This window comes from Stackebrandtia sp. (assembly GCF_035643755.1).
GTDB lineage: Bacteria > Actinomycetota > Actinomycetes > Mycobacteriales > Micromonosporaceae > Stackebrandtia.
In genome coordinates this window covers 1-12,310 of sequence record NZ_DASQPW010000138.1, presented here as the reverse complement: position 1 = coordinate 12,310, position 12,310 = coordinate 1, and the positions used below count along the sequence as shown (strand labels likewise).

Below are 12,310 nucleotides of genomic sequence, written 5' to 3'. Positions count from 1 at the left end.
GGGCTCGAAGCGCGGCGGAGGCCCGTCACCCGGACGGTCGAAGCCGCCCGGAGGCGTGCCGCGCCGCGGCGGGTGGTCGGCGAACGGGTCGTCGAAGGAGTCCCCGCCGCGCAGGTGGCCGAAGCCCTCGCCATCGTCGGCGCGCAGGTGCGCGAAGCTCTCGCCGTCGTCCTCGACGGGCGGCGGGGGAGGCGGCGCGGGAGCGCGGTCGAAGCGGCCGCCCTGCGGCGGTTCCGGACGCCGGTTCATCGGCGGCGGGGTCGGGGGTTCCTCGCGCATCGGCGGAGGGGGCGCGTCCCGCCTCGGGGGCGACACCTGGTTGATCATCATCGTCGGATCGGGACCGCCGCGCATCGGCATGTCGCGCTGCGGCGGCATTCCGAGGTCGCGGGGAGGCGACATCGGTCCCCGCGGGGGCGACATCGGTCCGTCCCCCATCGGCGGCGGGCCCATCGGTCCCCCGCGCATCGGCATGTCACCGTGCGGCGGAGAAACCGGAGCCTCGCGCATCGGCATGTCGCGCGGGGGCGGCGACACCGGGGCGTCGCGCATCATGTCGCGCGGGGGCGACATCGGTCCGCGCATCGGCATGCCGTCCCGCGGCCCCATCGGCACCGCGCGCGTCATCCCGTCGTCCCCGCCGAAACCGCCCGGTTCCCGCATCTCACGCATCTCACGCATCGGGGGCGGTCCGCCGTCGAAGCCGCCGCGCGGCGGGCCATCGGCGTGAGCCGCCGGTCCGCCGGCGAACTCCGGCGAGGGCGCGCGCCCCAGCACGCCGCGTTCCTCCAGGTCGCTCAGTTGGCGGGCCACACGGTCGAGGTAGACGTCGACCTGCCACTCGTCGTAACCGCCGAAGCGGACGCGAAACACGACATCGTCGACCTCCTGCGAGGTCATCGGCGAGCCGATCGGCTCGCCCGACAGCGTCGCCTCGACGCGGTCCAAGAAGGCGTCGACCTCGTCGACCTTGTATCCCCGGTTCAGCGCGCGGCGCCTAAATCGTTCACCCTGACTGGCCACTACACAGCCACCTTCCGCGTATCGCCCCTTTGTTCGTGGGCCACATGCTCCGTCCCATCGTCTGACGGAGCGGCCCGCTGCGTCGCTGCCAACTGGCCACACGCCCCGTCGATTTCCCTGCCCCTGGTGTCCCGCACGGTGGTCGCGATGCCCGCCGCCCGCAAGCGGGACACGAACTCGCGCTCGACCGGCTTCGGGCTGGCGTCCCAGCGGCTCCCCGGTGTGGGATTCAACGGGATCAGATTGACGTGGGCGAGCTTCCCCTTGAGGAGCCGCCCGAGCAGATCAGCCCTCCATGGCTGATCGTTGACATCCCGAATCATCGCGTATTCAATCGACACACGTCGCCCGGTACGCCTGGCATATTCCCATGCGGCGTCCAACACTTCGGCGACCTTCCATCGGTTGTTTATTGGCACGAGTTCGTCGCGCAGCTCATCATCTGGAGCATGCAGCGACACTGCCAGCGTCACCGACATATCTTCATCCGTCAACCTCCGAATGGCCGGAACCAGACCAACGGTTGACACCGTGATGTGCCGAGCCGACAACCCGAGGCCGTCGGGGGCCGGCTCGGTGACCCGCCGTAGCGCGGCCACCAACCGGGTGTAGTTGGCCAGCGGCTCCCCCATTCCCATGAAAACCACGTGGGACAACCGGCCGAGGTCGGCCTGTTCAGAGAGGCGAGCGGCGCTAACCACTTGTTCAACGATTTCGGCGGTCGACATGTTACGCGTCAGGCCGCCTTGACCTGTCGCACAGAACGGACAGGCCATGCCACAGCCTGCTTGTGAGGAGACGCACACCGTCGCGCGGCCCGGATAGCCCATCAGCACGCTCTCCACAAGGGACCCATCGTGCAGGCGCCACAGCGTCTTGCGCGTGGTGCCGTTGTCGCACTCGTTCTGGGTCACGGGGGTGAGCAGAGACGGAAACAGCGCCTCGGCGATGGCCGGCCGGGAGGATCGCGGCAGGTCCGTCATGGCGGCGACATCGGTCTCGTGTCGTCCGAAGTATTGCTGAGACAGCTGCTTGGCGCGGAAGGCCGGTTCGCCCAGGGCGGTCACGGCTTCACGCCGCTGGCTCATGGTGAGGTCAGCGAAGTGACGCGGAGGCATCTTGCCGGTCCGTGTCGGGGTCAGTTTCAGTACAGGCGTGGTCATAACTAAATTCCAGTCTTGCATGCCCAACAAGATGAACACGCAAGATAGGCACGGAATCACGCGGACGCGGTGAAACCGTGCCGACGGGTCAGGATGTCACCGGTGCCAGGTACGCCAACCAGGCGAATGCCACCGGCAGGGCCAGCAGGATCGAGTCCAGCCGGTCCATCAAACCGCCGTGTCCGGGGATCAGACGGCTCATGTCCTTGATACCGAGATCACGTTTGATCAAGGACTCTGTCAGGTCGCCGAGGGTCGCGGCGATCGCGATCGTGGCGCCGAAGACGGCGCCCTTCCACCACTCGACGCCGAACATCAACTGCAGCATGATGGCGCCACCGATTGCGCAGGCCAGCAGCGATCCGGCCATGCCCTCCCACGACTTCTTGGGGCTGATCCTCGGCGCCATCGGGTGCCTGCCGATCAGTACCCCGGCGATGTATCCGCCGGTGTCGCTGAGCACCACCGTGGCAAGCGTCACGATGATGCGAAGGTGACCGTCGTCGGGTTGCAGCATCAACACCGCGAAGCCGCCCAGGAACGGGACGTAGGTGGCCACCAGTACCGAGGCGGGGAGGTCCACGTGGTATCCGGTGGCGCCGTCGGCCAGCCGCCACACCACCAGCACCATGACGGTGAGGCCCATGCCGAGCGCCAGCATGTCGGGGCCGCCGAACCAGGTGAGGCCCAGCATGCCCACGCCGCAGCCGATCAGCGTCCAGGTGGGCACCGCGATGTCCTTGGAGCGCATGGCCTGGCCGAGCTCCCACACGCCGATGCCCACGGCCACGACGATGACGCCGGCGAACGCCTGGCGGTACACCAGAAGCGACGCCAGCACCACGGCGCCCAGCACCAGGCCGACCGCGATGGCCAGCGGCAGATTGCGCCCGGCCTTGCCGCCCGACGGGGGCGGCTCGGGTTGCGTCTGCCAGGCGGCGGCCTCCCGCGGGGCGACGCGTTCGACGGCGTTGTCGGGTTGGCCGGGGCCCGGCCCGGGAGAGCGCCGGTTGGGGTGAGGTGGTTCCGCGCTCGGGCGGGGACCGCCCGGCGACGAGGTGTTGTGGCGTCCCATCAGATTTCGAGTAGCTCGGATTCCTTGTGGGACACCAGATCGTCGATGACCTTCACGTAGCGCTGGGTCATCTCGTCCAGGTCCTTCTCGGCGCGGCGGCCCTCGTCCTCCCCGACCTCTCCGTCGCTGATCAACCGCTCGAGCTCCTCCTTGCACTTGCGCCGGACGTTGCGCACGGCGATCTTGGACTCCTCGCCCTTGTGGCGAGCCACCTTGATCATCTCGCGGCGGCGCTCCTCGGTCATCTGCGGCAGGAACAGCCGCAGCTGGCTGCCCTCGTTGTTCGGGTTGACGCCGAGGTCGGAGTCCCGGATGGCGCGCTCCAGCGCGTCGGTCTGGGAGAGGTCGTACGGCTTGATGATCACCATGCGCGGTTCGGGCACAGCGATGGACGCCAGCTGAGGCAGCGGGGTCGGCGATCCGTAGTAGTCCACCAGGATCTTGGAGAACATCGCCGCGGAGGCGCGTCCGGTGCGAATCGCCGCGAACTCCTCTTTGGCGTGCTCGATCGAGGTGTCCATTTTCTCTTCGGTGTCGAAGAGGGTCTCATCGATCACGGTAACTTCTCACAATCTTCGGACGGGCACCGCTGTGGTCTCATGGTTTCATGTCCGCAGCCCGCACCCACGTGGGTCCCTGACAGGCCGTGGCGTCACTGGCCCTCGGAGGTGATGAGGGTGCCGATGCGCTCGCCGACCAGGGCGCGGGCGATCGAGTCGGTGCCCTCAGCGCCGAACACCAGCATCGGCAGATCGTTCTCCTGGCAGAGGCTGAACGCGGCCTGGTCCATGATGCGAAGCCGACGCTGCAGGGCGTCGTCGAAGGTGAGCCGCTCCAGGCGGCGCGCGGTGGGGTCCTTGCGGGGGTCGGCGGTGTACACCGCGTCCACGCCGTTCTTGCTCATCAGGACGATGTCGGCCTTGATCTCCAGGGCCCGCTGCGCCGAGACGGTGTCGGTGGAGAAGTACGGCATCCCGGCGCCCGCGCCGAAGATCACGACGCGGCCCTTGTCGAGGTGGCGCATGGCCTTGCGCGGGATGTACGCCTCGGCGACCTGCGCCATGGTGATGGCGGTCTGGACCCGGGTCTCCACGCCCTCCTTCTCCAGGAAGTCCTGTAGCGCCAGGCAGTTCATGACGGTGCCCAGCATCCCCATGTAGTCGGCGCGGCTGCGTTCCATGCCGCGCCGTTGCAGTTCGGCGCCCCGGAAGAAGTTGCCCCCGCCCACGACCACGGCGATCTGAACGCCGGACTTGCTGGCCTTGGTGATCTGCGCAGCGATGCCCGCGACCACGTCGGGGTCGACGCCGACCTCGCCGCCGCCGAACACCTCGCCGGACAGTTTCAGGACCACTCGGCGATACTGTCGTCGCTCGCCGTCGCTCATGGCTTCTCCTCCGATTGGGCTTGTGCCGCCTATGAAAATGGGGCCTGACGGCTGGTGTTCCACCATCCGCCGGCCCCCGATCGACTGTCGCGCCGCGACCTATTCCTGCCCGACCTCGAACCGGGCGAAAGCGGTCACCGCGGTGCCCGCCTCCTCGAGTACCTTGGCGACCGGCTTCTTGTTGTCGGTCACCGACATCTGGTCCAGCAGGACGAAGTCCTTGTAGTAGGCGTTGACCTTGCCCTCGACGATCTTCTCGATCGCCTTTTCGGGCTTGCCCTCCTCGCGCGCGGTCTGCTCGGCGACCCGGCGCTCGGACTCGACGATGTCGGCGGCCACCTCCTCGCGCTTCAGGTAGCGCGGGCGCATCGCGGCGATCTGCATGCCCGCGCCGCGCGCGGCGTCGGCGTCGCCGGTGAAGGCGACGATCACGCCCACCTGCGGGGGCAGGTCGGGGTCCTTGCGGTGCATGTAGACGGCGACGTCACCGTCGACCACGGCCAGGCGGTTGACCACCAGCTTCTCGCCGATCTTCGCCGACTCCTCGGCCACCAGGTCGGCGACGGTCTTGCCGTCGAGCTGGCTGGACAGGAACTCCTCCACCGATCCGGGCTTGGTGGCCGCGACGTGCTCCACGAGCGACTGGGCCAACTCGATGAAGTTTCCGTTCTTGGCGACGAAGTCGGTCTCGCAGTTGAGCTCCAGCAGCGCGTTGCCCGACTGGGCGACCAGGCCGTTGGCGGCGACCCGTCCGGCTCGCTTGTTGACGTCCTTGGCGCCCTTGACCCGCAGCGCCTCGACGGCGGCGTCGAAGTCGCCGTCGGCCTCGGTGAGGGCCTTCTTGACGTCCATCATTCCGGCGCCGGTGAGCTCCCGGAGCCGCTTGATGTCAGAAGCGGTAATTGTTGCCATGTCTACTTTCCACTCGAAACTCGTGTCGGGTCGTTTGTGGGGTGCGCGGCGCTGTCACCGCGCACCCGTCGAAAACTTCAGGCGGTGGCTTCGCCGGTGGTCTCGCCGGTGGTCTCGGGCTTGGCCTCAACCTCGGGCTTGGCCTCGGCCTCAACCTCGGCCTCGACCTCGGCGACGGCCTGGGTCTCCTCGACCTTGGCCTCGGCCGCGGTCTCGGCGTGGGCGCCCTCGCTCGCGCCGCCGGAGTCGGAGCGGGTGAGCAGCTCCTTCTCCCACTCGGCCAGCGGCTCGGCGGCGTCGCCGCCGGTGGCGCCCGGCTTGTCGTCGCTCTTGTCGGACTTGCTGGAGCGGGCGATCAGCCCGTCGGCCACGGCGTCGGCGACCACGCGAGTGAGCAGGGCGGCGGCGCGGATTGCGTCGTCGTTGCCCGGCACCGGGTAGTCGACCTCGTCCGGGTCGCAGTTGGTGTCCAGAATGGCCACGACGGGGATGCCCAGCTTGCGGGCCTCGTCGACGGCGATGTGCTCCTTCTTGGTGTCGACGACCCAGATCGCCGACGGGAGCTTCGTCATGTCGCGCAGACCGCCGAGGGTGCGGGCGAGCTTGTCCTTCTCCCGCATCAGCTGGAGGAGTTCCTTCTTCGTCCGGCCTTCCTTGGCGTTGTCGGACTGCTCGAGGATCTCCAGCTCCTTGAGGCGCTGCAGACGCTTGAAGATGGTCTGGAAGTTGGTGAGCATCCCGCCCAACCAGCGGTAGTTCACGTAGGGCATGCCGACGCGCTGGGCCTGCTCGGCGATGGCCTCCTGGGCCTGCTTCTTGGTGCCCACGAACATGATCGAGCCGCCCTCGGCCACAACGTTCTTGATGTAGTCGTAGGACTTGGAGATGTAGTCGAGGGTCTGGCGCAGGTCGATCACGTAGATCCCGTTGCGCTCAGTGAGGATGAATCGCTTCATCTTCGGATTCCACCGACGGGTCTGGTGACCGAAGTGGACGCCGCTTTCGAGCAGCTGGCGCATGCTGACAACAGGCACTGCCTGGTTTTCCTTTCCTATCAGCGCGCGCCGGTTTGGGGCCGGTGGGCGCGCTTCCCTGGTTGTTCGCGAAACGGCGTTCACCTTGCCGTCCCGCGCCTGGTGCTCGCCGCGAACGTCCGTTGCAGGCCGGTGCCACGTGGACCGGACCGGGGTGGGACGCCGTGCGCCGTGCGGGGCACAGGCGAGCACGCGATAGTCAGCCACCGTTGATGGCCGCCGGTCGACCAGTGTACGCGGCGTACCGGGGTTACACGCAGCTGTGTACCGGTGGTGTCTCAGGCCGCCATTCCGGCGGCGAGCAGCAGAACCAGCCCGGTGGCCAGCAGGACGTAGGGCGCGCGCAGGATCGCGTTGCGGTCCTCGGGGCCGGGGCCGCCGCCCAGCAGCGGCAGCAGGCCGGAGACGGTGAGGGGCAGGCCGGCCAGCGCGAAGCTGCCCGACACCATGACCGACGGGTCGTACTGGTTGGACGCGAAGGTACGCAACATCATGTAGACGATGACGACGGCCACGGCGATCGCGCCGAACACCACGGCGGCGCTGAGGCCGGGGCGGCTGCGCTTGTACACGCCGTCGGCGACCTGCGAGGGGTAGGCGCGTCCGCGCTGTTGGGAGGGCGCGGAGACCGGGTTGTGCAGCTGGGTGGGTTCGTTGAGGTTGGTGGCGGGCTCGGCGGCCTGCTGCTGGTGGACCGCCGGCGGCGGGGTGGTGGCGTGCGGCGGGATCTGTTGCTGCGGCACGGCCGCGGCGGGCGGCGGGGTGCGGTTGTCGGTCCCGGGGTCGAAGCCGGAGGCGGCGGCGAGTTCCGGATCGCCGCCGAGCTCGGCGGGGGCGCTCATCTGCCACTGCTGGCTGATCGGCGCGGCCGGGTCCGACTGCTGCGGCAGCGGCGCGGCGTCGGGACGGCTCTGCGACGGCAGCCGGGAGGTGCTGCCGGGGGCGCTGTCGAGCGCGCCGTCCGGGGAGTGCGCGTCGCGTTCCTGCTGGCTCATCGGCTCGGTGCGGTCGAGGAACGCGGGCCGGTCGGTGGAGGCCGGTCGCCGTCCGGAGGCGGTGCCGTCCCAGCGGGCGCCGGTGCTGTCCGGGTAGTTCTGATGCCTGTCTGTCATGGGGAAACGTCTCCTTTGAGGGAATTGAGGCGACCTTCCTGACCCCCGTCGGCACGCTACACGGTGCCGGCGCCGCATGGATCATACGGGCGCGGCGCGGAATCGGCCACCTGAGTCCATTGTGGTTTTTCCACATGGTGGGGGTTATCCACAGGTCTCGGTTGTGGGGCGGACGGGGCGGGGGCGGGGCGCGCAGCATGGCGGCATGGAAGTGATTCGGATCGTGGCCATCGGCGTCGTCGTCGGGCTCGTGCTGCCGCTCTTGGGTCTGGGGACGGTGTCGGCGTCCGATGCCCCGCGGGTCACGGGGCGCCCGGCCTTCGTGTGGCCGTTGCAGCCGCCCGTGGTCGTCAACCGGTTCCGGGCCCCGGCGCAGCGATGGGGCGCCGGGCACCGGGGCGTGGACCTGCGGGGTGCGGCGGGGCAGCAGGTGTTCGCGGCCGGCGACGGCACCGTGGCGTTCGCGGGTCGCGTCGCCGGTCGGGGCGTGGTGAGCATCGACCACGGGCCACACCGGCGCACCACCTACGAACCGGTGGACGCCGCGGTGAGTCGCGGCGGCCGGGTGGTCGCCGGGCAGCCGATCGGTCGGCTGGAGCCGGGGCATCCGGGCTGTCGGGCGGACGCCTGCCTGCACTGGGGGTTGCGCGACGGGGAACGCTATCTCGATCCGCTGTCCCTCCTGGGCGCCGGGCGGGTGCGACTGCTGCCGCGGCCGGGCCGAGAACCCGCCTCAGCGCAGCGTTTCGAGGAAGCCCGGGAGCCGCTCGGCGAGCCGCTCGTAGTCGGCGGGGGCGTTGTAGATCTGGGCGGCCACCCGCATCACGCCGACGCCGTTGAAGCAGCACACGGCCAGCTCGGTGGACAGTTCGGCGCGGATCGCGTTTTCGATCCGGTCGGTGTGGGCCTGGGTCGTGCCCATGCCCTCGGGAAGGCGCACCAGCCGCATGCCCAGCGGGCTGGGTTCGGGGTCGTCGATGCCGACGCCCAGAGCCTTGGCCAGCACGGCCTGCCCGTACTGGGCGAGCCGGCTGTTGTGTTCGCGCACCCGCCGCGGCCCGAGGTCGCGCATGAGCCCGATGGCGGCGGTGCTGGCGAGCCAGCCGGTGAAGTCGTCGGTGCCGTTGAACTCGGTGGACACCGGGAAGCCGGACTCGTGTTCCCAGGACTCCATGAGCGGGCGCATCCGCGGCGCCCATTCCTCGGACACCGACAGCACGGCGGTGCCGCGCGGCGCGAACAGCCACTTGTGGAGGTTGCCGATCCAGAAGTCGGCGCCGATGGCGGCGACGTCGGGGGTGACGTGGCCGGGGGCGTGGGCGGCGTCGACCAGCAGCGGGACGCCGCGCTCGCGCAGCCGCCGCGACAGGGCCGCCACGGGGAACAGCCGCGCGGTGGCCGAGGTGATGTGGTCGCAGATCACCAGCCGGGTGCGGTCGGTGATCAGGGCGTCGACGGCGTCGATGAGGTCGGTTTCGGTGGGGTTGAGGGGAACCGGCGCCACCTTGTGCACGACGCCGTCGTGCCGGGCGTAGGCGTCGACGTTGAAGCCGACCGAGCCGTAGCCGTGGTCGGTGGTGATGACCTCGTCCCCGGCGGCCAGGTCGAGGTTCTTGAGCACCTGGGCGGTGCCGGTGGCGATGTTCTTCACCAGCGCCGTGGTGTGGAGCGGCAGGTCGAGGAACTCGCAGGCGGCCGCCCGGGCGGCGGTGACCCGCGCGACGCGCTGCTTGAAGAACCCGCGCGGGTCGGCCTCCAGCTCGTCGGTGATCCGCTGGTGGGCGTGGCGCACCGGCAGGGGCACCGCGCCGACCGAGCCGTGGTTGAGGTTGGTCATGGCGGGGTCGAGGGTGAACAGGGACCGGGCCGCGGGGATCGGCGGGGGCGGGGCGGGCTCCGTCATCTGTGCTCCTTGGACTTCAGGCGCGGGGGTGGGCCTGTTCGAAGGCGCCGCGCAGGCGTTCGGCACTCACGTGGGTGTAGATCTGGGTGGTGTCGATCGATGCGTGGCCCAGCATTTCCTGAACGCTGCGCAGGTCGGCGCCACCATCGAGCAAGTGTGTCGCCGCGGTGTGCCGAAGTCCATGGGGTGTGAGTGATGGCATACCCGTTCTGGCCAGCCAGTCGCGCAGCAGCCGGCGCACCGAGTTCGGGTGCAACCGCCCGCCCCTGGCCCCCAGCAGCAGGGCCTCGCGGCTGTCCCCTGTGGCCAGTGAGGGCCGGCCCGCGTCCAGATAGGCGTCGAGGGCGCGGGCCGCCGGGATTCCGAAGGGGACCACGCGCTCCTTGCCGCCCTTGCCGAGCACCCGCACCACGTTGCGCGATCTGTCCACCGAGGACAAGTCGAGGCCGCACAGCTCGCTGACCCGCACCGCGGTGGCGTACAGCAGCTCGATCACCGCCCGGTCGCGCAGGCCGAGCGGGGTGGGGTCGGCCGCGACGGCGCCGGCCAGGGTCGCGGCCTGGTCGTCGCGCAGCACCTCGGGCGGGTTGCGGGGCACCGAGGGCCCGACGAGCCGGACGCCGGGGTCGGCGCTCAGCAGCTGTTGGCGATGGGCCCAGGCGGTGAAGGCCCGCGCCGCGGCGACCTTGCGCGCCAGCGAGGTGCGGGCGAGTCCGTCCAGCCGCAACCGGGTGAGCCACCCGCGCAGCACCGAGATGTCCATCGCGGACAGATCGGCGGAGCCGGAGGCGGCGGCGTGTTCCAGCAGGGAACGGATATCGGAGCGATACGCGCGCACCGTGTGGGCGCGGCGACCGCGTTCGTGGGCGAGATGGTCGGCGAAGCCGTCCAACGCGTCCACAAGGGCAGGCGGGAGGGAGACGGGCGCCTGCTCGTCGTCCGGTGTTCCCGCACCGCTTTCGGGCATGCGATCAGTGTAGTTCGCATCGGCAGTGCCGAATTCACATTGGAGGTGACCATGGCGCACGTGAAAGACCGACGGGAGCTCGGGGCGCTCGGCGAGGAGCTCGCCGCCGCGCACCTGCGGCGCGACGGGATGCGCATCGTGGCGCGCAACTGGCGGTGCCGGTCGGGGGAACTCGACATCGTCGCCGCCCGGGGCGCCACGGTCGTCGTCTGCGAGGTGAAGACCCGGCGCTCGGTGCGGTGCGGCACCCCGGCCGCCGCGATCGACGCCGACAAGGCGCGGCGGGTGCGGGAGCTGGCGCTGTTGTGGCGCAACGAGAGTCGGCGCGCGTGGCGGCGGATGCGCATCGACGCGGTGTGCGTCCTCGTCGGCCCGGACGGGACGGCGTCCATCGACCACCGGCGGGGGGTCGTGTGATGCCCTATTGCCACAGCACCAGCGTGTGCCTGTCCGGGCTGCGCGGGGACCGGGTGACCGTGGAGGCGCACGTCGGCAACGGCCTGCCGTGCGTGGCCCTCACCGGGCTGGCCGACACCGCGCTCCAACAGGCGAAGGTCCGGGTGCGCTCCGCGGTGGAGAACACCGGCATCCGCTGGCCCGACGGGCGGGTCGTGCTCAACCTGCTGCCCGCCTCGCTGCCGAAGTCGGGATCGGCCTGCGACGTGGCGATCGCCGCTGCCCTGTTGGCGGCCGTCGAGCTGGTCCCGGCGCGGCGGCTGCGGGGGCTGGTGTTGTTGGGCGAGTTGGGTTTGGACGGGCAGGTGCGTCCGGTGCGCGGGGTGCTGCCCGCGCTGATGGCCGGGCGCGACCACGGGCTGAGCGAGGCGGTCGTCCCGGCGGACAACCTCGGCGAGGCCGCCGTGGTGACGGGCATGCGGACCCACGGCGCCAGGTCCCTGTCGGAGGTGCTGGCCTTCCTGCGCGGCGAGGTGGAGCTGGAACGCGCCGAACCCGCGCCGGCCCCTCCCGCCCCCGTGGACCTGCCGGACATGGCCGACGTGATCGGCCAGGAGGCGGCGCGGCGCGCCATCGAGGTGGCCGCGGCCGGCGGCCATCACGTGTTCATGGTCGGCCCGCCCGGCGCCGGCAAGACCATGCTGGCCGAGCGGCTGCCGTCCATCCTGCCGCCGCTGGGCGACGCGGCGGCGCTGGAGACCACCGCGCTGCACTCCATCGCCGGGATGCTGCCCACCGGCTCCTCCGTCCTGCTGCGGCACCCGCCGTTCTCGGCGCCGCATCACTCGGCGACCATGCCCGCCATGGTCGGCGGCGGCACCTATCCGCTGCGCCCCGGCGCGGTCTCCTTGGCGCACAACGGGGTCCTGTTTCTGGACGAGTGCCCCGAGGCCCGCCGCGAGGTGCTCGATTCGCTGCGCCAACCCCTGGAGCGCGGCGAGGTGCTGATCTCCCGTTCCCGCTCCACCGCCCGCTTTCCCGCGCGGGTCCAGCTGGTGCTGGCGGCCAATCCGTGCCCGTGCGGGGTCGGCGGGCACGGCGCGTGTACGTGCACCCCCATGCAGCGCCGCCGCTACCTGGGTCGGCTGTCGGGGCCGCTGCTGGACCGCGTCGACATTCGGCTGGAGATGGCGCCGGTATCGGCCTGGGCGCTGCTGTCCGACGACGCGGCCCCGGAGGCCTCCGGGGCGATCGCCGCCCGGGTCAGGCGGGCCCGCGACGCCGCCACCGAGCGCTGGTCCGCCGCCGGGACGCCGTGGCGCACCAACAGCGAGGCGC

General features: G+C 70.6%; 12 protein-coding genes and 1 pseudogene. 3 read left to right on the top strand and 10 right to left on the bottom strand.

Annotation, left to right across the window (positions count from 1 at the left end):
- The 8 genes from VE172_RS10690 to VE172_RS10655 form a co-directional block, all read right to left on the bottom strand.
- On the bottom strand, positions 1 to 1,023 hold a 1,023-nt coding region (locus VE172_RS10690; protein WP_324801013.1), incomplete at its 3' end, for a DivIVA domain-containing protein.
- Positions 1,023 to 2,186, bottom strand: a complete 1,164-nt coding sequence (rlmN, locus tag VE172_RS10685; protein WP_324801011.1) for a dual-specificity RNA methyltransferase RlmN — start codon at positions 2,184 to 2,186, stop codon at positions 1,023 to 1,025. The genes rlmN and VE172_RS10690, both read right to left, overlap by 1 nt.
- An 88-nt stretch (positions 2,187 to 2,274) precedes the next feature.
- Positions 2,275 to 3,261 carry a phosphatidate cytidylyltransferase gene (locus VE172_RS10680; protein WP_324801008.1) on the bottom strand — a complete coding sequence of 329 codons (987 nt, stop codon included), beginning with the start codon at positions 3,259 to 3,261 and terminating at the stop codon, positions 2,275 to 2,277.
- A complete protein-coding gene (gene frr, locus VE172_RS10675) occupies positions 3,261 to 3,818 on the bottom strand; it encodes a ribosome recycling factor (RefSeq protein WP_324801005.1) in 558 nt (185 codons plus the stop codon). Before frr ends, VE172_RS10680 begins: the two co-directional genes overlap by 1 nt.
- Positions 3,819 to 3,913: 95 nt before the next feature.
- Positions 3,914 to 4,648: a UMP kinase gene (pyrH, locus tag VE172_RS10670; RefSeq protein WP_324801002.1), complete on the bottom strand. Its 735-nt coding sequence runs from the start codon at positions 4,646 to 4,648 to the stop codon at positions 3,914 to 3,916.
- Between the two features lie 99 nt (positions 4,649 to 4,747).
- The gene (gene tsf, locus VE172_RS10665; protein ID WP_324800999.1) at positions 4,748 to 5,560 is read right to left on the bottom strand and encodes a translation elongation factor Ts; all 813 of its coding nucleotides are present in this window, start codon (positions 5,558 to 5,560) and stop codon (positions 4,748 to 4,750) included.
- A 77-nt stretch (positions 5,561 to 5,637) separates the two neighbouring features.
- Positions 5,638 to 6,594, bottom strand: coding sequence for a 30S ribosomal protein S2 (gene rpsB, locus VE172_RS10660; protein WP_324800996.1), 957 nt, complete (start codon positions 6,592 to 6,594; stop codon positions 5,638 to 5,640).
- A 278-nt stretch (positions 6,595 to 6,872) separates the two neighbouring features.
- The gene (locus VE172_RS10655) at positions 6,873 to 7,706 is read right to left on the bottom strand and encodes a hypothetical protein (RefSeq protein ID WP_324800993.1); all 834 of its coding nucleotides are present in this window, start codon (positions 7,704 to 7,706) and stop codon (positions 6,873 to 6,875) included.
- A 76-nt stretch (positions 7,707 to 7,782) separates the two neighbouring features.
- Between VE172_RS10655 and VE172_RS25430 the strand changes: the two are divergent.
- Positions 7,783 to 8,319, top strand: a pseudogene (locus VE172_RS25430) (peptidoglycan DD-metalloendopeptidase family protein); the annotation flags it as partial.
- 120 nt (positions 8,320 to 8,439) lie between these two features.
- Here VE172_RS25430 and VE172_RS10650 read toward each other — a convergent pair.
- Positions 8,440 to 9,609: an aminotransferase class V-fold PLP-dependent enzyme gene (locus VE172_RS10650; protein ID WP_324800990.1), complete on the bottom strand. Its 1,170-nt coding sequence runs from the start codon at positions 9,607 to 9,609 to the stop codon at positions 8,440 to 8,442.
- A 16-nt stretch (positions 9,610 to 9,625) separates the two neighbouring features.
- Positions 9,626 to 10,576: a tyrosine recombinase XerC gene (locus VE172_RS10645; RefSeq protein WP_324800987.1), complete on the bottom strand. Its 951-nt coding sequence runs from the start codon at positions 10,574 to 10,576 to the stop codon at positions 9,626 to 9,628.
- A 51-nt stretch (positions 10,577 to 10,627) separates the two neighbouring features.
- Here VE172_RS10645 and VE172_RS10640 point away from each other — a divergent pair, with 51 nt between their 5' ends.
- Together VE172_RS10640 and VE172_RS10635 are read left to right on the top strand one after the other, a co-directional pair.
- Positions 10,628 to 10,993, top strand: a complete 366-nt coding sequence (locus VE172_RS10640) for a YraN family protein (protein ID WP_324800984.1) — start codon at positions 10,628 to 10,630, stop codon at positions 10,991 to 10,993.
- On the top strand, positions 10,993 to 12,310 hold a 1,318-nt coding region (locus tag VE172_RS10635), incomplete at its 3' end, for a YifB family Mg chelatase-like AAA ATPase (protein ID WP_324800980.1). The genes VE172_RS10640 and VE172_RS10635, both read left to right, overlap by 1 nt.